Below are 25,163 nucleotides of genomic sequence, written 5' to 3'. Positions count from 1 at the left end.
TGGTTTTTGATATAATCAATTCATGAGAATTAGATTTGATAAAACTGCACAAGAAAAGTTGGACAAATTTGAATATTATATTAAGCAATTTCCATATCATTTAAATGAATCTGATGTATTAGAAATAGGTTCAGGTACAGGTGATATGCTATTGCAATTAGCAAAAGAAAATCCAACTATTAAGTACATTGCTTTTGAAAAATTCCCAACTGTTGCAAAGCAAATTATGAAAAAAATAGTTGAAAATAATTTAACTAATTTATTCATAATTACAGGAGATGCAATTGATTTACCAACCTTATTTACTGGTAAAATCAATCAATTATGACTTACTTTTAGTGATCCATGACCTAAAAAGAGACATGAAAAAAGAAGATTAACTTACAAGACATTTTTAGACTTATATAAAGGTATTTTAGCTGAAAATGGACAGTTATGATTTAAGACAGATAATGATAAATTATATGAATACAGCCTTGAATCATTTGAAAATAACGGTTGAAACATTGTTGATCAAACTACTGATTTACATAATAGTAAATATCAAGCAAATAACAGGCTAACTAAATACGAGACCAAATTTAAAGAATTAGGTAAAAATATCAACTTCTTAATTGCAGAAGTTAAAAAGTAATTTTTATTGCTCAAAAAGCAATATTTTTTAAACTTTTTAGTTATTTTTCAGACATATAAAATTGTTTAAAAATAAAATATTGAATTTTTACTTTTATGATAAAATTAATAAGCAATAAATTAATAAAGATTTAATTGCAGAAAGAAGAAATTCGTTTCTCACCTGATGGTCAATAACCTTGGGTTTAGCTACAATTAAATGTATCACTAATTCTGATACCTTTTTTAGTAGGGAAGCGTAAAAAATCGAAAGATTTCATTTATTAAGGAGTTTATGCAACCAAATCACAATAAAAGGAAACCAACACCAGAGCACTACGTTAACGGTAATATCCCATACAAAAAGATATTTCTTGTAGGTCTTGATGGTGAAAAACTAGGTGTTAAGGACACTAGAGAAGCACTTGAATTAGCTAAAAATGCAGGGAAGGATTTAGTGCTAATTAGCATTAACCCTAAACCGATTGCTCGTATCTTAGATTATGGAAAATTTAAATATGACCGTAAGAAAAAAGATAAAGAGTTAAAAGAAAAACAAACCAATATTCAAAATAGAGAAGTTCGTTTAACACCGATGATTGGTGAAAATGACTTACTAACTAAATCTCGTAAGGCACGTGAGTTTTTACTTAAAGGAGACAGAATTAAAGTTTCACTTAAGTTAAGAGGTCGTGAAATTGGTAGACAAGATTTAGGAATTACCACACTTAATCATTTTTATGCTACTCTAGAAGATATCTCTGATAAATCTACTGAACCAAAACTAGTTAACGATCGTTTCTTAGACATGAATCTCCAACCTAATAAACAAAAAATCGCTAAATACTTAAAAGAAAAAAGTCAAGAGACTAAAGAAGGAGAATTAAATGCCAAAAATGAAGACTAAAAGTGCGTTAAAAAAACGTATTAAAGTTACTGGAACTGGTAAAATCATGAGAGAACAAGCATTCCGTTCTCACTTAGCGCAAAACAAAACTACTAAACAAAAACGTCAATCTCGTAAATCTGTTCAAATGTCAAGAAGTGACTTAAAAAGATTTAAAGCATTGATTTAATCTTGTTAATTATTTAGATTTCACAAGATAAAATAATAAATTTTAAGAAAGGAAACAAGATAAATGGCAAGAGTTAAAGGCGGAACAGTTACAAGAGCAAGACGTAAAAGATGAATTAAATTAGCAAAAGGATACTTTGGACACAAATCAATTGGGTACAAAGTTGCTAAACAACAAGTAGTTAAAGGTTGAACATACGCATTTAGAGACCGTAAACAAGTAAAAAGAAACTTTAGAAAATTATGAATCGCTCGTATTAACGCAGCTACAAGAGCTGAAGGTTTAAGCTATTCAAAATTTATTAATGGACTTAAAAAAGCTAATGTTTCAATCAATCGTAAAATGCTTTCAGAATTAGCAATTAACGAACCAAAAACATTTGCAATGTTAATTGAACTTGCAAAAAACGCTTAATAATTGCGTTTTCGTTAATTATTCACCAAATATTGGGCTTTCTTCTCCCAATATTTTTTTATGCACATTTGAAAACAAAAAACTAGAAGCGCTTATCTTCTAGTTTTTAGAGAAACTTTCAAAAATTTCCTCTAGTTCATTATTTGTAATATATTCTTGTTGTTCTTCGTCTTCATCAAAAATTAAATAATCATTTAAATGCCTTGAAACTATGATAGCGCCACCTTGGTTTTGATAACTATAAGTGATCCTTTTTTTATCTAAAAGATTACCTACCACAGTTTCCATTACTTTTCCACCTTTTCCGGTTACAAAGGTTATGTGATCTACTTTATGGTTTTGATAGTCAAACAAAGCATTTTCTACTATAATAGTAGCTTCTTCGGTTTGATAGCCGTGTAAATCGATTACTCTGTTCATTTTCTTACCTTAATACCAGCATTTTTCATTAGATTTAAGGCAAATTGATGGTAAGTTTTACTATCGTGATTTGGTGCATCGAAAGTAGCAGTTGCGTCTTCATAAACTATTAACTTTACATCTGCATTAATTTTTTGTAAAAAAGTTGAAAGAGATAAAGCTAGTTGTAAAACACAAATATCAGTACAACAACCAACCAATTCAATTTGATTGTATTTTAGTAGCAATTTGTGATCTAATTCTCAAAAAGCATTAGTTGTATTTTTCAATATTTTTTCAGTTGCATATGGTGCTAATTCTTCAACTACTTCAGCTTCTGGTGAATTTGTTAAACAGTGAACTGGATAATTTTTCATTTCTAAATCATTAACACTATGAGAATCACAAATGAAAATATTATTATCTGAGCTTTCAACAATATCTTTAATCACTGGAATAATTTTAGTTACATTATTACTTGCTAATGGACCAAATTTACTAAAACCATTAAGCATATCAACAACTAATACAAGTCTTTTTGTTTCCATTTAAGCTTCTTTTTGGCAGTTAGGACAATAACTAGTCCCACGACCATTCTCCTTAAAATCTAGTTTAACTTTTGCAACATTTACTTTATAGCAAGTTTGACAAATTAAACCACCTCTACCATAAACTTTTAGTTTATTTTGAAACTTACCATCAATCCCATTAACTGATGTGTAAGTATTTACGCTACTTCCACCTAACTCAATACTTTTATCCATAATTTGTTGTGCTGTAGTTAAAATTTCAGCTAACTTTTCCTTACTGATTTTAGAACATTTAGTCATAGGATAAACTTTACAAGCATGCAGTGTTTCATCCACATAAATATTTCCAATTCCTAACACTAGTGATTGATCGAGTAAAGCGCTTTTGATGCTAATGTTTTTTCTTTGTAATTTAGCATAAAGCTTATCTACATTAACAAAAGCAGGAAGTTCGGCTAAATTTTTAATTTCTGAAACACTTCTAGTATCGCTTGGATCTATAATTTCAAATCCACCAAACATTCTAGCATCATTGTAAGCCATTATGTAACCATTATCTAATGTAAAAAACACATAATTATGTGGTAAATTTGCTTGAGTTTCATCTCCTGCTTTATAAACATAAAACTTACCTGACATTCTTAAATGACATAACATTCTGTGGTTTTCAGAAAGATAGAAAATTATGAATTTACCTACATTTTCAATTTTTTCAATGGTTTTATTTTTTACAAATTCTTGAAATTCTTGGTAAGTAGCATTTTTGATAAATTTAGTATTTAAAAGAACAACATTGGTGATTTTAACACCTTCTACTAAGTTAGAAAGTGACTTTCTAACGACTGTAACTTCTGGATATTCAGGCATATAATAATTTTACCAAAATAGTTTTTTAGTATGGTTTTTAATTTAGTAAAATAAAATTATTATTCCAAATTATTAGAGGTAAAATGAGTAAGTTAGTTTTTAAATTTGATAATATTGAATACTTTTATACCAAAGACCAATTAGATGTTTTTAGTGACTTTAGTAAGTATACTATGTGTTATCACAATGATGGTGATTCATGTGGTAATTTAGATTCAGCGATATCAAAATATTGCAACCTAAAATATATAAACTCAATTAATACAGACAAAAACAACAATAATTTATGAAATTGAGATATTTGTACTGAATGGTTTAAGTTTAATTTCAAGGCTATTTATCTAGAAAACGATCAACAAAACAACAAAGAACTTGAAAACAATGATCCAAAAGAAATCAAATTTGTTTTTGATTTGATATCAACAGAAAAAAATGGCGACAAATTAATTATGGAGTATATAAGTGGTTGTTATAATAAAGAATTTAATGAGTTCATAAAATTTTTATTTGACGATTATTCATTTTATGTTGATACAAATAATAAAAATGATGAAAATATTGAATATATTAAAAATATTGCAAACAAAATAGATAAAAAAGTTAGAAAAATGATTATGAGTTTTTCTTATTTTGAGCTACTTAATAAAGTTAATACCGATTTAAATAATTTCAACTCAAAAATGGATCAGTTTTTGGAAACTGATGATTTAAAATTGCTAAATGATGAAAAATGAGTGGTTGAATTTAATACATTTGTACAAATGCAAAATACTACTAGCAAACTGTATACAATGGTTCAAAATTGTTATCAAATGCTTGGTCTAGATCAATTAAATTTATCAATACAAGCTAAAAATAAACACATTAGTAAAATAACTGATATTTATAAAGTTAAAAACGATTACAAAAATAGTATCAAATCAATTGCTGCTTTTGTTGTTGGGTCTTTATTTTCAATTGTTGGTATTTTACAATTTGTTTCATGAGTGCATGATAAATACTACGAAGCAACTGAAAATAGAATACTTTGAACAATAGCGTATTCTGGTATTAATACTTTATGAATTTTAATAACTGTTTCTATTTTCTTTGGAGTTGCTGCTAAATTTTTCATTGAAAAAAGATTAAAAAAAACAAGATTAAAAATACTTTCATCGATCAATAATTATGATGAATCTAACCAAAACTATGATGTTTTAGTCAGAAACTGAGAAACCTTTAAGGATAGACTAGAAAATTACAAAAAAGGTTGAATTAAGAAAAGTGATACCAAGATGGAATAAATTTGTAATTTCATTATTTGAAATAAACCCCATTTTCCTGAATTTAAAAAAGGAAGTGGGGGTTTCTTTTTTTAAAACTACAAATTGCAAGAAAAAAAATAAACATATTAGTTAAAACAAAGACTTTGAATTACATTTGTAAGTTCAACCGAAACCAAAGTTATTAAATCTAGGCATAAAAAAATAGCACGCTTGATTTACGTGCTGGGAAATGAGAACTATTTTTTCTCTTTGTGGTTTGTATGTGAATTACATTTTGAGCAGTGTTTTTTAAGCTCTACTTTTTCTGGATGGTTTTTTTTGTTTTTCTTAGAAATGTAATTTTCCATTTTGCATTCTGTACATGCTAATGTATAACCTTCTCTTGCCATTTGAGCTCCTTTATATATTGTTAACAATTCTATGTTATATTATACAATAAAATTTTTATTTCTATAATCGAAATAATTGAATTTATAGGCTTTTTGGTTTATATACTTAACTAGTTTTTGTTAAGTAATAAAGCTATTTCTTCCTTGTATGGAGGTTGGTCATCAATGTATGGTGTTTCTAAAATAATTGGGATATTATCAAAGTCTTTATCGTGGACAAATTTCTTTAGTGTTTCAGTTCCGATAAAACCAGCTCCGATATTAGCGTGACGATCTTTGTGTGAAGCAACATCATTTTTTGAATCGTTTAGGTGAATAACTTTTACGTGTTTAAGTAAATCAAAGTCTCTTAATTTTTGTTTAAATTGTTCATATTCTTGTAAATCAAAACCAGCATCTCATAAGTGGCAAGTATCTAAACAAACTGCGATTCTATCGCTATCAATTCATTTTAATAAGTATGTTATTTGTTCAAAATCAACACCTATTTCTGTACCTTTACCTGCCATAGTTTCAATACAAATTACTATATTTTCAGTTTCTTCAATTACTTTTTTTAATGAATCAACTAAAGTATCTAAAGCTTCTTGTTCAGTATGGGTTGTATACGCTCCAGGATGTAAAACTAAATATTTACATCCAATGTAGTTCATACGATTGATTTCTGCGATAAGAAAATCTACTCCAAAAGCTTGTTTATCTGGGTTAGCTAAATTAATAATATATGGAGCATGCACTACTATATCTTCTTTAGGTATTAAATGCATTCATTTTTGTTCGTATTCTTCTAGTTGATATTGATTAACATCAATTCTAGCTGTATTTTGTGGAGCACCTAAATAAATCATCATAGTATTAGCGCCGTTTTGTACTGAAACTTCAGCAGCTTCGGCTAAATACCCTGGTTTTTTAAATGGAACATGAGAACCTAATTTAATCATTTTTATCCTTTTTAGAATCATGATTATCATGAGACTTTGTTTTTTCTTTTGTTTCTTTTTCTTCGTCTTTATCTACTTTATGGGATTTATGAGATTTGTTTTGTTTTTCTTCTAAATCCTCATTACTATCATCTTTGCTAGATTTTTCAGCCTTTTCAGCCTTATCTTCTTTTGTTTCCTTTTTAGAAGCATCTTTTTCTTTTTCAGTTTCTGATTCTGTTTCAGACTGTGCTTTTTCAGCAGCCTCTTTAGCTTCTTGCATTTGCGCTTCTAAAAGTTCTTGAGCTAATTTGTCATCTTTTTTAGTTCTTTTAACTTTTTTAGCTTGTTCTTGCATTTCAGTTAAAAATGATCCAGCAATAACCCCTGATGGGATGGCGATAATTGCAATAGCTAAAAGGGCAATAAAGCTTACTATTACCCTTGAAATTGGAGCATGTGGTACAAAATCTCCATATCCAATTGTAGTTAAAGTAATAGTAGTAAAGTAAAAGGCTTCACCAAAGTCGTTTACATAACCGTTTGAAAGTGCGTTAAATGATGATGTATCAGTTTCGTTTAACACTTTAACTGCATTAGCTACATCATTTTGTCCAATGTCTAATAGCTTATTATTTCAGTCTTGAGAATCAGGCACTAGCTTTTTAAGCTCAATAAACGGTTTAAAAGCTGGTTGATCAGCGTAATTAGGACTAACGCTAGCTAACCATCCTTTTTCTAAATCTCTTAAATAATTTAGTTCTTGGTTTCAAATAATCATTGCAAATAGTAAGATTAAAACCACAATAATAAAGAAAACTGATGTAAGTAGTTTTCTTTGTTTTTCAAACACACCAGTAATAGCAGCAAACGGTTTAAATAAGGTAAGTACCATAAATAAACGCACAATTCTAGCTAATCCAAGTGATTCAAAAGTAATAAAGACACGCTGAGTTGATGAATTTACATCAGCGATAATGAATTTTAAGACATGCATTGACGCAAAAATACAAGCTAAAATCACAAGTCCAGTAAAGGAGAAAATATATTTGAGCATTGCCTTAAAAAGATTCATTTTCAGGTAATTATAATTATGCCTATAGGTAAAAGCATGTCCAGCATAATCGATAATGAAAATAAAAATGGTCATTAAAGTTGATCATTTAATAAAAGTTTCATAAATATTTCTAAAATATGCATCTGGCACAGTAAATAATGTACCAAACGAAATAAAACACGCAAAAGCAACTATAAAAGCATATGTGCCTCTAGCTATTTTTACGTGTCTTGATCATTTAGTTAATGAGTTTTCAATTTCTAAATTAGATCAAAAAATAATAGTTAGAAACTTCATCGTTGCTTTATGATATTTGGATTCTAATATGTATTTTAATACTTTCATAATTAAATTATATACAGCCTATTTAGTTTTTTGTATAAAAATAGTAGCAAAATTAGTAAAGTCGGAAAATAAAACTGCCGAAGCAGTTTTTTAGTTTGTTAAGAAATAATTTTTGGATCAATTACTTTAAATTGAGGTTTGTTATCGATTGAATCGATAGTTATCATTTTATAGATTTCGTATCCAATATATGCGTAATCGATAAAAATTTTGGCTTTATAATTACGGATAATATCATAAACACTTGTATATCCCATGTCGGTAACTCTTAAAGTAGTGTAGCCTAAGATAGAAAGTGAAATAAAGGCTTCATGACTTGAACATACTACGTTGGTAATGCCATTTCCTTTAGTGTATTTATAAAACTCAAAAATTTCTTTTTCTTTTTCAGCCTTACGTTTACTAAAAACGTATCTTTCAGTCTCAATGTTTAATTCACGGCAAGCTTTTTCAAAACCACTATAACGAGCATTAATTGTATCTTCAGATAATTTACGATCTTCTAAGAATAACATTTTGTTATTATTTAGGTTTAATACATCATAAAATCTTCTAGTTAAGTTGTAAAAAGCATTAACTTCATCGATTTGAATGCAATTTAAGCCTGTTACTTGATGTCCATAAACAATAACTTTAGTTTCTGTAATAGATTTTAAAAAGTCAAATAACTCTTTATTGTATTCTTGAATAAATACTACGATTGCACTTGGTTTTCAAGATAAAATATATCTAATGGTTTCACAGTAGCTTTCGTAATCTTCTTCGGTGTAGGTTTGAATAATTTTTCTTCCTTGTGTACTTGCTTGACCGATAATTCCACTAACTATTTGTGAATAAGTAGTGTGTGCTCAAACAGGTAAAATTACATAGATAAAATCATTTTTGCCTTTAATAGATCTTGCACCGTGATTTGGAATATAGCCAGAATCTTTAACTATTTCATTGATTATCTTTTTAGTTTTTCTACTTACATATCCATTTCTGTAAAAACGAGAAATAGTAGAAATAGAAACTCCAGCTGCCCTAGCTATATCTTTGTAAGTTAATTGTTTTTGTTTATATTTATGCATTGCGTTATAACTTCCGCCTGCATAATCATCATTCATATCTTTATGATCTTGATCAACATTGTTTTGATCTTCGCCTTCTAGCATTGGATCTAAGTCAGCTGCGCTAACTTCATCTAATTGTTCAAGATCGTAGTTCAAACTGTTTAATAAGCTCATATAAAAATTATAACAAATCTGCAAAAAAAAAAAAAAAAAAGCGACCAAAAACATCGACTAAAAATAGTACTATTTAGGCACTAAAATTAACTTAGTAGTTTTTACTCCAAAAGTATAAAAAAATAAAAAGTGTATTTTTACACTAAAAAACAGTTAAAAAAGTAATTTATTAGATTGCTACTATATAATAAGGGCTTTAGCTAGCTTATAAAATAAAATTCTTAAATTTTTCTAAAAATTTTTGTAATTTTGAAGAGATTTTTGCCTGTTTTCTACAATATCATAGTTTCCGAAAATGATATAAATAAGCAAAATTTAGAGTGTAAAAATTAATTTTTTGAAAAAAATTATTTAAGCAAATTAAAAATTTTTGATGTGATTTGGCTTAAATTTAACCAAAAAATTAACCACAAAAACCTAAAAGTATAAAAAACTCACATAATGTGAGTTTAAATCATTATGTGAAGGGAGGGTTATATCTCAAGCAGTGTTAGCTCATAGCTAACTCATTCTTGTTTTTCAACAAGCATCTTTATTATTATAATATAAAAGTTTTGTAATCCAAGTAAAAATTTATAAATATTTTATATGCACTTCAAAATCTAATTACAATTTTGCTATTTTCTTGTTTTATACAAAAAACCCCACTTCTGTTTTAAATTCCAGAAGGTGGGGTTTAGTTTATATAAATTGTTATTTAGAATTATTTTTTAGATCTTCTAACTTACTAATGTGATATTTAATGTATGTTATTAGTTGATCAAAACCACCAGGAGTTTCTTTTAGAAAATACTTAAATGGGTTATCTTGATAATTTGGATGGTTTTTCTTAAAACTACCAAATCCAGTTTTGCTTTCGATTTCATAACTAATAACAATGAAATTAATACTATCTTTTAGTTTAATGAGATCATTAATGCGATGTCTTTTATTATCGCTTATTTCATTTTTTTTGATTGTAAATAGAGCGCCTTCTTTAGTCTCTACAGTGATATATTTTTGACCTGTGCGAGTAACTTTACCGAAAGCTACATCTTTAGCTTTATACATATTTTAATTATATAAAAATATAGGTAAAAATTTACCTGATATAATTAAATATAGCTTTTTTACATTAAAATAAGAACTTTTAATACTATAAAACCAGTGTTTTCGTCTATAAAACACCTACTTTGAAGCTTTTATACTGAAAAAATCAGAATTTTCGGCATAAATTGTGTTGTTTTAGGCTTTATATATTATAATATTAAGGATAAATTATTCAGAATAAATTAATAGTTTAATTATTTTATGAGCATTTCACATTGGTGAAATTAATTTTTTATATATATAATATAATGTTTAATAAATCACTTTGGTTTATAAAACAAGGAGAAACATGAAACGTTTACAATGTGTATACCAACCACTTAAAAGCAAAAGTTATCCATGAATGCTAAAACACCCAAAAGTTAAAGATCCTCTTGGGCAATTTAAAACACGTAAAGACGCTATGTCTTGATTCTTAAACTTAGGATACGATGCTGCTGTTTGATTCCAAAACAACAAAAAAGTTTGAGGTGGTTTAGTAATCGGTGAGAAAAACCCAGAAACAGGTGAATTTGAATACGAACTTAACGTTGATAAATTCGATGGTGGTTTAAATTACGATGATACACTAAATGAATTAGCTATTAACCCAGAAGGTACAAGAAACAAAAAACAAGCTGAAAAAGATTTTGAACAAGTTGTTGATTTCAAAATTTTAAATGATCATACTACTTACTTCCCAACTGATGATGAATGAGTACGTGAAACACCAAAATCTAAAAAACAAGTAGAAATTGATACTCTACGTGCTAAATTAGAACAACTATCTGGTGAAATGAAATCTCAATCAGAAGAAGATAAACAAAAAATTGAAGAGTTAATAGCTCAACTAAATGACACAAACGCTGACAAAGAATCATTAGCTAAACAAATGGAACTATTATTAATAGCTCAACAAGAACTAAAAAGAAAACAAAAAGAACTAGAAGTAGTTAAAGAAGAAGTTCCTGTTGAAGTTGTTAAGGAAGTTGAAACAATCAAGGAAGTTGTAAAAGAAGTTCCAGTTGAAGTTATCAAAGAAGTAGAAACAATTAAAGAGGTTGTTAAAGAAGTTCCGGTTGAAGTAATTAGAGAAGTACCAATCGAAATTATTAAGGAAGTTGTAAGAGAAGTACCGGTTGAGGTTGTTAAGGAAGTAGTAAGAGAAGTTGAAACTTCTGTAGCTTCAAATGGTGTTGTTAAATATGCTTACATTGGTGAATTAAGTCATTTAAAACAAACTCAAGCTTTAGCTTTATACGCTAAAAAATTAGAATATGGTGTAAATTCATTACCTGAAGGACAAACATTTGTTTCAGTTGATGAATTTGAAGCTGTTCAAGCAACTTTAGGACACACATTAAGTAGAACTCAAATGTTAGATGAAACTCTTCCATTAGATTCAGAAGAAAGAAAATTACTAAAATTAATTAGCTACTCACTTTCAAAATCAGTTGCTACATTAGCAGAACGTGTATTAGGTTCAGAAGAATTAGCATCTACACCAGCTAACGCTGTTTATGTAAAAGACGAAACAGGTTCAAAAGTTAGATTATCTCAATTCGCTTCATATGTATTATTTAATGGATTACAAGTAGGATTTGTTCCTCAATCAGAATACACATATGCACTATACTCAAACAGAGCAAGTTCAAGTGATACATTCTTAGTATTTGAATGACCAGTTGCAACAACACAACAAGTAGCTCCAGTAGCTCAAGAAGTTCACGCTTTAGAAGTTGTTGGAACTAAAGGTGAATACCAAGTACCAGAAGGATCAAAACTAATTAGTAACAAAGTTTTAGGTCTCTCATTATTTACTGTTTTCGCAGTTATTGCTGCATTATTAGCACTAGTTATTCTATTTGCAAATAACATTATCTAATTAATTATTGTTAACTTAAATCAACCATTTTGGTTGATTTTTTTATCAAAATTGTGCTTGATTTGGGTTATACTTAAAGGTTTTGTAAAACTGATGTAAGCGATTATAATTAAACTCTTCAATAGTTGAAATTTTGCTATTTAGTAGCTTCACTATTAAACTTTTTTCAATCGATTCTCCTAGCAAATCCAACACTAAAATATCGTAGTACAATGATAGCAAAACTTCATTAGTAGTACTTTTGAGGTTAATTAGTCGCTTTATGGTATAAAGTTTTGTTTTATCGTTATCAAATAAACTATTTACGCTTAGCTTAAGTACATTATTAGTACAAATTTTGATAGTAAAAATATGCTTATAACCATTAGTTGAAGCTAAAATATATGCAATTTTTACATTACGAGTTTCAACTTTAAGCTTTAGCAGCTTATAGCTATACTTTGAATTAGGTATTGATTTTACGATTCTAATTATTTCTTTACGAACTAAACTATGCGAACATTTGTCTTTTATAATCCAGAAGTTATCGTAGATTTTTAAGAACATATCACTTATGTTGGGTGAGATTTCTACTAAGTGTTTTAGCGTCATCTTGTCAAAATTATTAATTTCTTTATGCATACAGTTTATTATTAAACTTTAGACCGATATTAGACTAAAACTAAATAAAAAATGCACAGCTGTGCATTTTATTGTGAAATTGACTCATCATTTTTAATAACATCAACTGCCACGATTTCATCATTTTCTTTTAGGTTAATGATTTTAACACCTTTAGCGTTTCTTGATGTTTCGCTAATTTGACTAATTTTAGTTCTAATTGTAATTGATGAAGAAGTAATAACTAGTAATTCATCAGTGGTATTTACATAACGAGCAAAAACTAAATTACCAGCTTTTTCATTATTAATTCCAGTAGTTCCTTTTGCTCCACGTTTTGTGGTTCTATATTCATCAGCATTAGTTATTTTTCCATAACCTTTGCTTCCTAGTGATAAGATTAATTCTCCATCACGACTTGATGAACATGAAATAACTTTTTGGCCTTCAGTTAGGGTAATAGCTTTTACACCCATTGCCACACGACCTCTTGGTGGAACATCGTAAGCTTTGAATTTAACAATGTTTTTAACATTATTTGCTATTAAAATATCATCTTCATCTGAAATAATAAAGGCTCTAACTAATTCATCACCATCTGCTAGTTTGAAAGCGTTTAGACCATTACTTCTAATGTTTTCAAAACTTGATAAAGTAGTTTTCTTAATAATTCCGTTTTTAGTTACAGTTGCTAAATATAGTGTGTCGCTGTATTCATTTACATCTAGCATTGAAATAATTTTTTCACCTTCTTCAGCATTTAATGAAGGAACGATATTGATAAATGGTAAACCTTTAGATTGTTTTGAACCTTCTGTTATTTGGTGAGCTCGAATCTTATAAGCACGACCAAAATTACTAAATAAGATTAAGTCAGTATGTGTAGTGGTTTGAATGATGTTTGAAATATCATCATCGTTGTATGTTTTCATTGATTTAGAACCCATACCACCACGGTTTTGTACTGTGTAGTCTTCTAAATTCATACGTTTAACATAACCGTTAACACTTGAAGTAACTACAATTGGACGCTCTACGATTAAGTCTTCATCTGAAATTTCACTAATTCCAGATTCATCAATTTTAGTTCTACGCTTGTCATTAAATTTATCTTTAATAACTTGCATTTCTTCAATAATTGTATCGATTAATTTTTCTTCAGAAGCTAAAATGCTTTGGATATATTCAATTTCAGCTTTTAGCTGTAAAATTTCTTCTTCCATTTTTTGAATACTTAAGCCTGTAAGTCTTCTTAAGTTCATATCCAAAATGGCTTTGGTTTGTTTTTCTGATAAGGTAAATCTTTGGACTAAACGATCTTGAGCTTCCTGGTCTGTTTTTGATGATTTAATAATTTTAATTACTTCATCAATATTGCTTACAGCAATTTTTAAACCATCTAAAATATGAGCTCTTTCTAAAGCTTTATTTAAATCAAATTGTAATCTTCTACGAACAACTTCTTTTTGGTGATCTAAAAAGACATTTAATAATTCTTTTAAGTTTAATAATTTAGGTTCACCGTTAACTAAAGCAACCATATTTACATTAAAGTTAGTTTGTAAATATGATTTTTGGTATAGCTTGTTAAGTAAGATGTGAGGGTTAACACCTTTTTTAACTTCAATAACAATTCTAATACCTTCTCTATTTGATTCATCACGTAAATCTGCAATTCCTTCAACAGCTTTTTCTTTATGTAATTCAGCAATTTTTTGAATTAAAGAAGTTTTTCTAATCGCATAAGGAATTTCAGTTACAATAATACGAACTTTACCGTTTTTTAATTCTTCTATGTCGCAATTTGAACGCACTGGAATTTTACCTTTTCCAGTTTCATAAGCATCTAAAATACCTTTAGTACCTAAAATTGTAGCACCAGTTGGAAAGTCTGGTCCTTTAATGTACTGCATTAATTCTCTAATAGTGATTTCAGGATTTTTAGCTAAAGCAATAGCTGCATCGATTGCTTCACCGATATTGTGAGGTGGAATTTCAGTTGCCATACCAACAGCAATACCTGTAGCTCCAGAAACTAGTAAATTAGGATATCTAGCTGGTAAAATTGAAGGTTCAACTTCACTAGCGTCATAGTTATCAACAAAATCAACAGTATCTTTTTTAATACCATCTAACATTTCTGCAGCTAATTTTTCTAATCTAGCTTCAGTATAACGCATTGCAGCTGCTTCATCACCATCGATTGAACCAAAGTTCCCATGGCCATCAACCAATGGATAACGCATAGAGAAATCTTGTGCCATACGAACCATAGCTTCATAAACTGATGAATCACCATGTGGGTGGTATTTCCCTAAAACATCCCCAACAATACGAGCACTTTTACGGTGTTGACTTCCTGGGTTTAACCCTAATTCTAGCATTCCGTATAAAATACGTCTATGAACTGGTTTTAATCCATCACGAGCATCTGGTAAAGCACGAGACACAATAACACTCATTGAGTATTCTAAAAAGGCAGTTCTCATTTCGTTTTCAATAACTACTGGTTCTAAACGGTCGGTTTTAGTATCAATGATTGCAGGTTTAACTAAATAACCTTCGTCATTTTGAGGGATAACTTCATCATCTTCTTCGACAACCTTAGGTTGAGTAGTTTTTTTCTTGAAAACGATTTGATTATCATAGTCATAATCGTATTCTTTGTTTTCTTCCATCGCGGCTTGTTGCTCGTTATTTTTTGTTTGGTTTTCTTTATTTTCGTCAAATAGTATGCTCATAGAAAGTTCCTTTATCTAATTTAATAAATGTAATTTATTAAATTATACTCCTTTTTAGTTTTTTCATAATAATGGAAACTGGTCTTATTTAACTATATTTTAGGCATAAACAAAAAAATGACCATTTTTGGTCATTAATTTTCTTCTTTTTGGTCTTTTGGTGTTAATTTTTCAAGCTTTTCGTTTAGTAAACGAAGTTGTTCTAAAATTAGTTCATCAGTTTTTGGTTTTGGAGTTTCTGGAGCTTTTTTAGAATTTAAATAGTCTGTATGATAACTTTTTGCATAAAAATAAGTTACTAAAATGACAAATAATACTACACTTACTATAATAAAGGTTAAAAGTGCAGCTAAAAATTTACCATATAAAAACCCACTAGCTTGTAGTTGTGCAATGTCTTTAAATCCTAAAGCAATTGCAATTGGGTTCATAATAATATCATTAGCTAGTGATTTAACCACTTCATTAAAAATTGTTCCAAGTAATAAACCAACTGCTAATAGTAAGATATTTCCTTTTTTGAAGAAACCACCAGCTTCTTTGACTGATTTTTTAAAACGTTTCATAGTTCTCCTTGTGCATTTAATATTATATTTTAAAATGAAAAAATATGCCGAAACATATTTTTTAAGTTTTATAAAGTTGTTAATTTTGTACCTGTGAAAAACATAATAGCTAATGCTAAAAATAAGACAGCTAAAATTAAAGGTGCGTTAAATTTAGCTCTTTCTCACGCAGGAACAAACATTCCAGTATTTTGATATTTAATGTGTTGTCTTCTTGGGTTTTCTTTAATGTATTGGTCTAGTTGCTCTTGTTTAAATTCTTCTAATTTTTTTCTTGAATAGAAAAAATAAACAGCAAAAGCAGCTAGTGTTAAGACTAAAAAGATACAACCTAATAAAATTAACACTCATTGTTCAGCGTGTAAAAAGTTATCTGTATTGTAAAATGGGTTATTACTTGGTGTAAATAGCATGTTATTCCTTAATTATATTCTACTAATTTTTCATTAAATGTATAGCAACGACCTTCTTTAGCTTGTTTTTTACCGTTTAACATAGTAGCATCAGCGGAAAAATTAATATTGATATTTAAAATGCTTTGACCTACTCCGTAGTAATCAACTGGAGTGTTTTGTGCTTCGAATTCAGTGATTTTGTCAGCTGTAATACCGCTTGAGACAATAATTTTGTAGTTAGTTGCACCGGCATTATCAAGTGCTTTTCTTAAGTTTTTGATTTGAGTTGGGTTAACACCGTAATGAGGTTCTTGATTATCAAACATACGGTCAACCATATTAGCTGAAGTATCGATTCTAACCCCTCAAACCTTATCTTTTAAAGCATTATAAACTTTTAATGATTCACCTATTACATCATTGTGATAATCAACTAGTGCAATAATATTATGATTTGGAAATAGCTCACTATAAGCTTGAGTTGCTGCAACCGTATCTCCGTCAAAACCTTGAATTAAGGCGTGTGGCATACTTGCAAATGGTTTTTGGTTTAGGTTATTTAATTGTTGTTTTTGTTGAGCAATTGTAGAAGTTAAGGTAATTCCACCTAAAGCTACTGCTTTTCCATCTACTTCTTGGTTTAAGTAATGATCGGCTCGATCACCCATAAAAATTACTTGTTTATTTTTAGCAGCTTCAACACAATTTCTAGCGTTAGTTGCAATTGAACTATAACGGTTTAGAATTCCATCGATCATACCTTCTCAAATTCCAAATTCAGTTCAGTTTCCTTCTAACTCAAGCACCACTTCTTTTTGATTAATAATTGAGCCATCTGGTAAGTATTTGATCTTATACTTTGAAGTGTCAGTTTCGGCTTCTAAAAGTGCTAAAACTTCACTCATTCCAGCTAATACGACATTATCTTTACGTTGGAAAAATTGCAATGTGATGATGTTATTTGCTAATTTTGTTTGATAAATTTTCTTAGTATTAAGAAAATAACTAGCAATATAATCAGTGCGATTTATTTTAGCCAAATGACCCTCCTTTTTAAATTTAGTGATAAAATTATACCATTTTTCGTTTTAGTTTTATGCAACTAGTTTTCAGTGTGAAAAAAAGACAATTAAATCTTGTCTTTTTACACCTATTTTTCAGTAGTTTCTTGTTTGCTTGGTTCTTGTTCTTCTTTGTTTTGATTTTCTTTCAGTTGCTGTTCAAATTGAGCAACTTCTTCTTGAGCATCTATTGGAACTAAAAAGCTTTTTTTCCGTTTTTTAGCTTCAAGTTTAAGCTTTTGAATAATGTTTCTGGTACTTGGGTGAATAAAGAAAATTCTTTCAGGTGGGTTTTGCCCAGGTTTACGAATAAAGAACATTTTTCTAACTAAAGCACCAACCATAGGCGCACTAATAAAAGCTAAAACAACTATCATTATGTCTAAGAAAATTTTAACTCATTCTGGAGCACCTTTTTGATTAACATCAAATGGGTTATCAAAACTTATCATTGGATAAATTATAATCCCTCTTTGAAGCTCTGTTCCACCAAATTCCTTGAATTTATAACCAAAAATGTAAGTTGGAATAATCATAATAAACAAATATCCAACCGGAAAAACCATCAAAGTTCAAATGGTTCTATTTGAAACTGAAATCCGTCTTTTTTCTCAAAACAAAGTACTAATACCTAAAATTGGACCTACAGCATGCATTAATAAAGTTTTGATTTTTTCATCTAAAAAAGTATGTGTGAAAATACTTGGAACAATCGTTACACCAGTTCAATAAGCTGAAGCAACTAAAATAATATAAATAATTGAAGCAAAATATAATCTTTGTGCTTTTTGAGATTTATTTATAAGTGGGTAAATTACTAAAATTACTGACATAAAAGTATTTGACATAAAAGTAAATCAGTATGTACTTCCACCTCAAAATAATCTAGTTGCGTTAGGATAAATTAAATTTTTAGCAGCATCAGTTAACCCTGAATTTTCAATACTAGTTCTAATTTCATCAAAAGCGATTTTAGCTCGCACTGACACAAAATATCATTCTAAAAATGTCGTAGTTAAAATACTTACGATTAAAAACAAACCAATCAAAAAGGTAGCTCAATCTTGAGCTGTGAATGATTTTGATTTATCAATGATGAATTTAAGTGTATTTTTCATAGTCTATATTATAAATTTTAGAGTTAAGGTTACGATAATAGATAAAATCAGTACACAAACTATAAGCAAGTATCAAATAGTACCCATAAATACAATTTCGCTTTTTAGTTTGTTGTACAGTTTTCGATTTGCTGCTAAATCTTTATTGGCAATTTTAGCACTTGAGAGTTCAGCGTGTAATTTTGTTATTTTGCTAAGGTATTGCTCAATGGTTTTTCTTCTAAGTAGTAAAAATTTATTCTTTTTACGCTTAATTACTTCTTGCTCAATGTCTCGGATAAAAACTGCTCGAAAAATAGCTGGATCAATAGTTTGTGGTTTAGTTTTTTTCATTAATATAAACCAAGAATTGCAATTTGAACATTCTTTGGACGAACGTCAAGTAGGTTTTTTACACCAGTTTCAATTATTTCAACAAGTGATTTAACGATTGCATTAATATCTAATTTGTCTGATTTTTTAACTTTAATGTCAACAAAAATCTGAACATTGCAATCGTTATCTTCTAAATGCAATCTTGTTGGAGTAGCTAATTTAACATTTTTAGTTTTAGTTATTGCGTATTCAACAACATTTAAAATAGCGTTTTGGTCAACAAAATATGTTTGACTATTGTTGTAATTAACATTTAAGTATTTCATTATTTATTTGATTTACCTACGTATTTACCTGTTTCAGTAGATACTAAGATTACATCACCTTCTTTGATGAACATTGGTGTTTCTAATTCATATCCAGTTTCAACAACAACTTTCTTTTGTGGGTTGTTTGCTGTATTTCCTTTAACTGCATCAGGAGCTTCAGTAACTTTTAGTTCAATATTAGCTGATAATTCAATATCTAAAACTTCATTTTCAAATGAACGGATTTGTACATCTGTTCCTTCTTTTAAGAAGTTTAGTTCTCATTCAACTTTTGATAATGGAATTTCAATTTGTACAAATGTTTCATTATCCATTAAAATAATATTTTCACCATCATTGTATAGGTAGTTCATTTTTTTCTTTTCAATCATTGCAGGTTTAACTTTATCTCCACCTGTGTATGATTTGATTGTAGTTGAACCAGTTCTTAAGTTTTTAACTTTAGCTTTAACGTTAGCTTGACCACGTCCTTGTTTTGAATGTTGTGCGTCTAAAACAACATAAATTTCACCTTCGTCTTGGAATGTAATCCCAGGCTTAAATTCATTAACATTAATCATGTTTACTCCTTTTTTTATAATGTTAAATTTATACTAGTATTATACTATATTAATGCTATTTTTTTGCTCGAAAATACGCTTTAGCATAACTAAAATCAAAATGTGTAATATTATCAAGTTTTTAGTGTAAAAAATGAATTTTTTACTCTTTTTTAACTAAAAAAATGGCGTTTATATTAAAATTATAATAATATGCAATATTACCTAAAAGATAACAAGGAAGCTTACAAGTTTTTAAGAAACAAAAGTATCAATAAATTCGCTCGAAACAGCTTGTTACTCGTTATTGGAGTGACTTTTTTAGTGCTATCTTTTATTAATAATTTTGACCAATTTGGTATTCAATTATTTTTAGGATTATTTGGTGTTGGTTTAATTGCTGTTTCATTTGTTTTTAAATATTATGCAAGTTGATATTTTGACTTAAACTGAAGCTATAATCGAATTACTTTTGAAAAACTAAAAGAAATCAATTCAGTTTATAACTGAATTTGAATCAGTAGTATAGCAACTCTATATTATGAACTAAAATATATGTTACCAAGGCTTAAAGTGATAGTGCAAGAGCATTCAGAACTTGATTTTTCATATTTTAATGTGCCACTTTATTTATCAATTTTTAAAGATAATAAATGATATGCCAAACTAGATCGAATGTTTAGAATTTCAATCCAAGAAATTGCAATTGCTGGACTATTAATGGCACTATTTATGATTACAATTTGAATTACTAAATTTACAGTAGCTAGGGTATTTAATGTGTCATTTGAATACTTATTTGTAATCTGTTTTGCCTATTTATTTAGATACTTTAAGTCAATGCTATTAGCCTTTTTAGCTGATGCTTTATCTCTTTTTATTTCTGGAACAATTGGAACTTGATATTGAACTTATGCGATTGTGCCTGTATTTATTGCTTTACTTGCTAGTTTATTTTTTGATTTTGTTGAGAAAAACAAAAAATGAGCTGTGATTGTTTCAATTATTATTTTAGTAGTTGCTTTTAGTACACTTGCTGGAATATTTATCTGACAAATTAACTTTAACCTAAACAAAAATGGAATGTTAAGAATTAGCGAAACCTTTGGTTTTAGAGCAGTTCCAGTTTATGTTGGATATATTCTCTTTGGATTAGCGATTGCCACTTTAATCTTTATAATTGCACTTTCAGTTATCTTTTTAACCAAAAAACCAGATAATGACAAAATACTGTACTTTATTACCTCTTTCGCCTTAATTACTAGTGTTTTAGTCATCGCTAGATGGGTTTGAGGTCCTTATGCATTTGTTAAATACTGATCTTACATCGGTAGATATGATGTTTCAGTTAACTTGCTTGATAAATATGTTTTAATCATGATTCCAATCATCATTAGATCATTAATTGTTATTCCGCTTTACACATACATTTTAATGATAATGTTAGTTCCGTTAAGACACTTGAGAAAAAACTACATGCAAGAAAATGCACTAATTAAATGATAAGCTTCGGCTTATCTTTTGTTTTTTAGACTAAAAAATTCACATTTATAACAATGTAGTTTGATAGCTTAAAAAAATAATTAAATTATATTATAATTTAATAACTAAGAGGAGAATTATGACTAACACTACTAAAGTAAATCACAAAGAAAATAAGCACAAAAGTCGGCAAAGAAGTCGTGTTGAAAACATTCAAGTTTTATACAAATATGAACTATTACAAGAAAAAATCGATATTAACGATGTTTATCTAGAATTTCCTTACATGGATAAAGAGCAGTTAATTCATTTAGCTACTATTGCTAAAAATTATGATTTTTTAACTAAAACTATTAATGCTTTTATCAACACTAACTGACAATGAACGAGATTAAGTCCAATTATTCGAGCTATCTTAATTAACGCTTCGCAAGAGTTTTTTACAATATCTCCACGTATTGTTATTGATGAAGCTGTCAGAATAACTAAAATTTATTTCCCACTAAATCCTGATAAAACCGCAAAACCTACTACAGTAGATAAACAATATGCGTTTGTTAATGGGTTATTGCAAAACTACTACAAATTTTTAGTAACTTGTGAAGCTTTATCAGATGTAGATGATAAATAAAATGCATAGATACAAAAACATTAAAATCAACTTTGATATTTTAAACCACCAAGATATTGTATTTAAAACATCTGATAGTTGAATCAAACAAATCAATTATTGTCTTGACATTTTTGCAAGCCAGTCTTTAATTCAACCTTTTACTTTAGATAAAGTTTTACTATCTGATAATAGTGTTTTTACTAAAAACAAAGTTGCAATTGAACAGTTAGCTCGTAACTTTGTTTATCGACTTAAGTTAGTAAACAATCAACATGTTGGAATGTTGATTAACTTTTTTAGCTACCTACTTTATCAATTAGCTTACAAACAACACCAACACAAAGTAAAAACTTTATTTTTACATTCAAACTTTTATTCAAAAGAAAATGAATTAGCATTAAATAGCATTAAGCGTAAACATTATTATCATTTTTTAGATCAGTATAAAAATCTACCTAATTACAATGATTATCTTATTCAACTTTTAAGAAAGGTTTTATAATGAACAACAAAGAGATCAGAGCTTTATTTCCGATGGCAAATCAAGTTGTGTATCTTGATTCAGCTGCTTTAGTTTTAAAACCTCAAACTGCAATTGATGCAATGGTAGATTTTTATACTAATAAATCAATTTCTTCTCGAACTAGTGATACTAAAATCGGTTATTTAGTTAACCAAAAAATTAATCAAGTTAGACAAAAAGTAGCAGATTTACTAGATGCAGATTCTTCTGAAATTATTTTTACCAGTGGTACAACTGAGTCAATCAACAACTTTGCTTATATGTTTTCGCAAACATTAACTCAAGGTGATATTGTGCTTTTAAGCGCTTACAATCATAGTTCCAATATGATTGTTTGAATTGAATTATCCAAAAAGTATGGTTTTACTGTCGAAATAGTCGAAAACTTATACGAAAACATTCGCAAAGGAGTTAAATTAGTTTCTTTAAGTCAAGAAACTAATAATTTTAATGCGAACTTTAACATTGAAAAAATAGCCCAAAAAGCTCACGAAGTCGGAGCATTTGTTTTTAATGATGCAGCTCAAGCTATTTCACATGATAAGGTTTCACTTAAAGTTGTAGATGGGATAGCTTTTAGTTCAAATAAATTTTACGGACCTACTGGAATAGGGGTTTTAGCTATTAAAAAAGAATTTTTGATCAAACTAAAACCAGCTAAATTTGGTGGTGGAACTGTTGTGGATGTACCAAAAGACCATAACAACTGAACAATGCGTAATACAATTAGTGCTTTTGAACCTGGAACTCCTGACTTAGCTGGTTTTTTTATGTTTGATGCAGCGTTAGATTTTTTTAATAGCATTGGATATCAAAAAACTCAAGCTATTTTAGATGAATTAGCAAACTACTTATATGATAGATTAACTGAAGTTGAAGGTTTAAAAATTCATACTAAAAGAGGTGATTATATTACTTTAGTTACTTTCGAAAAATATGGAACACAAGATGTAGCAACTTATTTAGGATCTAAAGATATTTATACTATTTCAGGAATTTTTTGTGCTCCATATTTAAGAAATATTTACGAAAATCATTCTTACTTACGTATTTCACTTGGAATTTACAATAATTACGAAGACATAGATAAGTTAATTGAAGCTTTAGAACAAGGAGATTATTATGAAGCAATTTTCTAATTTTGATGCTAATGAAGCTCGTAATCTCTTAATGGATTATTATTTAAGTCCAAACAATAAAAAAGTATTATCAGAAGATCAAAAAGCTGAATATCAAGTGTTAAAAGTTTCAAATAACCACAATCAACAAATTAAATGTGCTTCTACCACTTGTAATGATTTATTGTATTTAAATCTAAAATTAGAAGACAATAAAATTACCGATTGCAGCTTTGATGGATACGGTTGTGCTGTATTTTTAGCTGCTACTGATATTTTTATTTCTCAAATTAAAAATAAAACTTTAACGGAAGCTAAACAGTTAGCTTGAGATTTTGAAGCTTTTATTAATCAAACTATTGATGATGAAACAAAACTAGCTAATCTTGGTGATTTATGAATTTTTTATAATCTAAAAAAACAACCAAATCGACTAGTTTGTGCATCTATTTGTCCAAACCTATTTAAAAATGACTAAAAAACCAATTATTTTTCACATTGATTTTGATTGCTACTTTGTCAGTGCAATGCGTACAATTGATCCAAGCCTCAAAAATAAACCAGTGGCTATTTCTCGAAACACTTCTCATGCTGTTGCTATTTCAATTAGCTATGAATTAAAAAAACTAGGTTGCAGAACTGGTATGAAAGCTTATGAAATCAAAAACATAGCACCAAATGCTATTTTTGTACCAGCTCAATATGAAGTTTTTTCTGCTTTATCAAACCAAATCTTTCACTACTTAAAAACAACCTACACACAACTAATTGAAGTATCCTCAATCGACGAAGTGTATTTAGATGTAACTGATAAAGTAAAAGACTTAAACCAAGCATTAAAATTAGCTAAACAAATTCAACTAAATGTACTAAAAAAATTCGATATTCCTATTTCGATTGGAATATCTCATAATAAGTTTTTAGCTAAAATGACAACCAACATAAATAAACCTTTTGGTTTAGGTTTAACAACCGAAGCAGATGTAGAAAGAAACTTTTATAGTTTAGATATTAGCGAGTATCATGGAATTGGTAGAAGTTTAACTCCCAAACTAAAAGAAATAGGTATTAATACTATTGGTGATTTTGCCAAAATTGAACCAGATTCACCTACAATTAGAGAATTATTAGGTAGAATCAATGTCCCTTTAATTAATCAACTAAATCCATATCGTTATGAAAGATTATCAGGAGTTGTTGCTGATGTTAAAGGAATAGGTAATGAAATTACCTTTGAAAACTATGATTTAGATGATATGGAAATTATCCAAACTCTAAAAAATCTAACTAAAAAGGTTGTCCAACGCTTACAAGATAATAATCAAGTTTGTAAAACAGTTACATTAACAATTAGATTTAGAACCAAAAAATGAGTTCAAAAACAAGTTTCACTTAACAAATTTACTGATGATTATAAAGAAATACTATGAGTTGCAATGCGACTATACCAAAAGTATTACATTGAAAGCGATATTATTGGTATTGGTGTGAGAGTTTCAGATTTGCAAAGCATCTTTTACTCATATAATTCTTTAGATTTAACTAAAGAACAAGAAAAATTAAATCCAATTAATAATTTAGTTGGTAAAATAAACGAAACATTCGGTAAACGTGTTGCTTACACTTTAAAAGACTATGATAAAGTAGTTCGTAAACAAAAAATGCACAAACTAGATAATTTAGTTGGTGCTGTATTTAGAAAATAATAAG

General features: G+C 28.5%; 29 protein-coding genes. 12 read left to right on the top strand and 17 right to left on the bottom strand.

The genetic code is table 4. The features are described 5' to 3' along the window. Positions 1 to 22: 22 nt before the first annotated feature. From trmB to rplT, 4 genes are all read left to right on the top strand, one after another. A complete protein-coding gene (gene trmB / locus ACJA23_RS02570) occupies positions 23 to 634 on the top strand; it encodes a tRNA (guanosine(46)-N7)-methyltransferase TrmB (RefSeq protein WP_406613719.1) in 612 nt (203 codons plus the stop codon). Between the two features lie 273 nt (positions 635 to 907). Then, positions 908 to 1,519 carry a translation initiation factor IF-3 gene (gene infC / locus ACJA23_RS02565; RefSeq protein WP_406613717.1) on the top strand — a complete coding sequence of 204 codons (612 nt, stop codon included), beginning with the start codon at positions 908 to 910 and terminating at the stop codon, positions 1,517 to 1,519. Continuing rightward, the gene (rpmI, locus tag ACJA23_RS02560) at positions 1,509 to 1,688 is read left to right on the top strand and encodes a 50S ribosomal protein L35 (RefSeq protein ID WP_406613715.1); all 180 of its coding nucleotides are present in this window, start codon (positions 1,509 to 1,511) and stop codon (positions 1,686 to 1,688) included. Before infC ends, rpmI begins: the two co-directional genes overlap by 11 nt. Positions 1,689 to 1,751: 63 nt before the next feature. After that, positions 1,752 to 2,102 (top strand): 50S ribosomal protein L20, encoded by a 351-nt coding sequence (gene rplT, locus ACJA23_RS02555; RefSeq protein ID WP_406613713.1) that lies wholly within the window; start codon positions 1,752 to 1,754, stop codon positions 2,100 to 2,102. Between the two features lie 99 nt (positions 2,103 to 2,201). Here the strand turns inward: rplT and ACJA23_RS02550 are convergent, their stop codons facing one another. The 3 genes from ACJA23_RS02550 to mutM are packed head-to-tail and all read right to left on the bottom strand — an operon-like array spanning position 2,202 to position 3,898. Then, positions 2,202 to 2,522 carry a Smr/MutS family protein gene (locus ACJA23_RS02550; protein WP_406613711.1) on the bottom strand — a complete coding sequence of 107 codons (321 nt, stop codon included), beginning with the start codon at positions 2,520 to 2,522 and terminating at the stop codon, positions 2,202 to 2,204. Further along, positions 2,510 to 3,049 carry a cysteine hydrolase family protein gene (locus tag ACJA23_RS02545; protein WP_406613709.1) on the bottom strand — a complete coding sequence of 180 codons (540 nt, stop codon included), beginning with the start codon at positions 3,047 to 3,049 and terminating at the stop codon, positions 2,510 to 2,512. Before ACJA23_RS02545 ends, ACJA23_RS02550 begins: the two co-directional genes overlap by 13 nt. Beyond that, positions 3,050 to 3,898, bottom strand: a complete 849-nt coding sequence (gene mutM, locus ACJA23_RS02540) for a bifunctional DNA-formamidopyrimidine glycosylase/DNA-(apurinic or apyrimidinic site) lyase (RefSeq protein WP_406613707.1) — start codon at positions 3,896 to 3,898, stop codon at positions 3,050 to 3,052. A gap of 83 nt (positions 3,899 to 3,981) precedes the next feature. On the opposite strand from mutM, the gene ACJA23_RS02535 reads away from it, so the two are divergent. Next, positions 3,982 to 5,181: a hypothetical protein gene (locus ACJA23_RS02535; protein WP_406613705.1), complete on the top strand. Its 1,200-nt coding sequence runs from the start codon at positions 3,982 to 3,984 to the stop codon at positions 5,179 to 5,181. A 218-nt stretch (positions 5,182 to 5,399) separates the two neighbouring features. On the opposite strand, the gene rpmG is transcribed toward ACJA23_RS02535, so the two are convergent. The 5 genes from rpmG to ACJA23_RS02510 all read right to left on the bottom strand — a co-directional run bounded on the left by rpmG (position 5,400) and on the right by ACJA23_RS02510 (position 10,150). Beyond that, positions 5,400 to 5,552 (bottom strand): 50S ribosomal protein L33, encoded by a 153-nt coding sequence (gene rpmG / locus ACJA23_RS02530; protein ID WP_406613703.1) that lies wholly within the window; start codon positions 5,550 to 5,552, stop codon positions 5,400 to 5,402. Positions 5,553 to 5,662: 110 nt separating this feature from the next. Further along, positions 5,663 to 6,493, bottom strand: coding sequence for a deoxyribonuclease IV (locus ACJA23_RS02525; RefSeq protein ID WP_406613701.1), 831 nt, complete (start codon positions 6,491 to 6,493; stop codon positions 5,663 to 5,665). Further along, a complete protein-coding gene (locus tag ACJA23_RS02520) occupies positions 6,486 to 7,874 on the bottom strand; it encodes an ion channel (protein WP_406613699.1) in 1,389 nt (462 codons plus the stop codon). The genes ACJA23_RS02525 and ACJA23_RS02520 overlap by 8 nt, the downstream gene beginning before the upstream one ends. A 98-nt stretch (positions 7,875 to 7,972) precedes the next feature. Further along, positions 7,973 to 9,100: a LacI family DNA-binding transcriptional regulator gene (locus ACJA23_RS02515; protein ID WP_406613697.1), complete on the bottom strand. Its 1,128-nt coding sequence runs from the start codon at positions 9,098 to 9,100 to the stop codon at positions 7,973 to 7,975. A gap of 693 nt (positions 9,101 to 9,793) precedes the next feature. Further along, complete coding sequence (locus tag ACJA23_RS02510; protein WP_406613695.1) at positions 9,794 to 10,150, bottom strand: hypothetical protein; 357 nt, start codon at positions 10,148 to 10,150, stop codon at positions 9,794 to 9,796. 328 nt (positions 10,151 to 10,478) lie between these two features. Here ACJA23_RS02510 and ACJA23_RS02505 point away from each other — a divergent pair, with 328 nt between their 5' ends. Continuing rightward, the gene (locus ACJA23_RS02505) at positions 10,479 to 12,053 is read left to right on the top strand and encodes an MAG3090 family protein (protein ID WP_406613693.1); all 1,575 of its coding nucleotides are present in this window, start codon (positions 10,479 to 10,481) and stop codon (positions 12,051 to 12,053) included. 42 nt (positions 12,054 to 12,095) lie between these two features. Here ACJA23_RS02505 and ACJA23_RS02500 read toward each other — a convergent pair whose 3' ends face one another. The 9 genes from ACJA23_RS02500 to efp form a co-directional block, all read right to left on the bottom strand. Then, the gene (locus ACJA23_RS02500) at positions 12,096 to 12,674 is read right to left on the bottom strand and encodes a hypothetical protein (RefSeq protein WP_406613691.1); all 579 of its coding nucleotides are present in this window, start codon (positions 12,672 to 12,674) and stop codon (positions 12,096 to 12,098) included. 68 nt (positions 12,675 to 12,742) lie between these two features. Further along, positions 12,743 to 15,193, bottom strand: a complete 2,451-nt coding sequence (gyrA, locus tag ACJA23_RS02495; protein WP_406614758.1) for a DNA gyrase subunit A — start codon at positions 15,191 to 15,193, stop codon at positions 12,743 to 12,745. Between the two features lie 335 nt (positions 15,194 to 15,528). Further along, positions 15,529 to 15,960, bottom strand: a complete 432-nt coding sequence (locus ACJA23_RS02490) for an MscL family protein (RefSeq protein WP_406613689.1) — start codon at positions 15,958 to 15,960, stop codon at positions 15,529 to 15,531. A 68-nt stretch (positions 15,961 to 16,028) separates the two neighbouring features. Then, positions 16,029 to 16,373, bottom strand: coding sequence for a hypothetical protein (locus ACJA23_RS02485; RefSeq protein WP_406613687.1), 345 nt, complete (start codon positions 16,371 to 16,373; stop codon positions 16,029 to 16,031). Between the two features lie 8 nt (positions 16,374 to 16,381). Next, entirely contained in the window at positions 16,382 to 17,395 is a 1,014-nt protein-coding gene (locus ACJA23_RS02480; protein ID WP_406613685.1) for a nicotinate phosphoribosyltransferase, read from the bottom strand. Positions 17,396 to 17,505: 110 nt separating this feature from the next. Further along, positions 17,506 to 18,534 carry an MAGa3780 family membrane protein gene (locus tag ACJA23_RS02475; protein WP_406613683.1) on the bottom strand — a complete coding sequence of 343 codons (1,029 nt, stop codon included), beginning with the start codon at positions 18,532 to 18,534 and terminating at the stop codon, positions 17,506 to 17,508. Between the two features lie 3 nt (positions 18,535 to 18,537). Further along, positions 18,538 to 18,867 carry a hypothetical protein gene (locus ACJA23_RS02470; protein ID WP_406613681.1) on the bottom strand — a complete coding sequence of 110 codons (330 nt, stop codon included), beginning with the start codon at positions 18,865 to 18,867 and terminating at the stop codon, positions 18,538 to 18,540. Continuing rightward, on the bottom strand, positions 18,867 to 19,175 hold the full coding sequence (locus ACJA23_RS02465; protein WP_406613679.1) for an MMB_0454 family protein: 309 nt from the start codon (positions 19,173 to 19,175) through the stop codon (positions 18,867 to 18,869). The genes ACJA23_RS02470 and ACJA23_RS02465 overlap by 1 nt, the downstream gene beginning before the upstream one ends. Next, a complete protein-coding gene (gene efp / locus ACJA23_RS02460; protein WP_406613677.1) occupies positions 19,175 to 19,738 on the bottom strand; it encodes an elongation factor P in 564 nt (187 codons plus the stop codon). Before efp ends, ACJA23_RS02465 begins: the two co-directional genes overlap by 1 nt. 192 nt (positions 19,739 to 19,930) lie before the next feature. Between efp and ACJA23_RS02455 the strand changes: the two genes are divergently transcribed. The 6 genes from ACJA23_RS02455 to ACJA23_RS02430 all read left to right on the top strand — a co-directional run bounded on the left by ACJA23_RS02455 (position 19,931) and on the right by ACJA23_RS02430 (position 25,159). Then, positions 19,931 to 21,223 carry a hypothetical protein gene (locus ACJA23_RS02455; RefSeq protein WP_406613675.1) on the top strand — a complete coding sequence of 431 codons (1,293 nt, stop codon included), beginning with the start codon at positions 19,931 to 19,933 and terminating at the stop codon, positions 21,221 to 21,223. 115 nt (positions 21,224 to 21,338) lie between these two features. After that, entirely contained in the window at positions 21,339 to 21,830 is a 492-nt protein-coding gene (locus ACJA23_RS02450) for a transcription antitermination factor NusB (RefSeq protein ID WP_406613673.1), read from the top strand. Position 21,831: 1 nt separating this feature from the next. Then, entirely contained in the window at positions 21,832 to 22,314 is a 483-nt protein-coding gene (locus tag ACJA23_RS02445) for a hypothetical protein (RefSeq protein ID WP_406613671.1), read from the top strand. Beyond that, on the top strand, positions 22,314 to 23,474 hold the full coding sequence (locus ACJA23_RS02440) for an aminotransferase class V-fold PLP-dependent enzyme (RefSeq protein WP_406613669.1): 1,161 nt from the start codon (positions 22,314 to 22,316) through the stop codon (positions 23,472 to 23,474). Before ACJA23_RS02445 ends, ACJA23_RS02440 begins: the two co-directional genes overlap by 1 nt. Then, positions 23,458 to 23,931, top strand: coding sequence for an iron-sulfur cluster assembly scaffold protein (locus ACJA23_RS02435; RefSeq protein WP_406613667.1), 474 nt, complete (start codon positions 23,458 to 23,460; stop codon positions 23,929 to 23,931). The genes ACJA23_RS02440 and ACJA23_RS02435 overlap by 17 nt, the downstream gene beginning before the upstream one ends. After that, positions 23,924 to 25,159, top strand: a complete 1,236-nt coding sequence (locus ACJA23_RS02430) for a Y-family DNA polymerase (RefSeq protein ID WP_406613665.1) — start codon at positions 23,924 to 23,926, stop codon at positions 25,157 to 25,159. The genes ACJA23_RS02435 and ACJA23_RS02430 overlap by 8 nt, the downstream gene beginning before the upstream one ends. The last annotated feature ends 4 nt before the right edge of the window (positions 25,160 to 25,163 follow it).

Source organism: Mycoplasma corogypsi (assembly GCF_045276875.1).
Classification (GTDB): domain Bacteria; phylum Bacillota_I; class Bacilli_A; order Mycoplasmatales; family Metamycoplasmataceae; genus Mycoplasmopsis; species Mycoplasmopsis corogypsi.
Note: the sequence above shows the minus strand (reverse complement) of the source record. Positions and strands in the feature narration are given on the sequence as shown.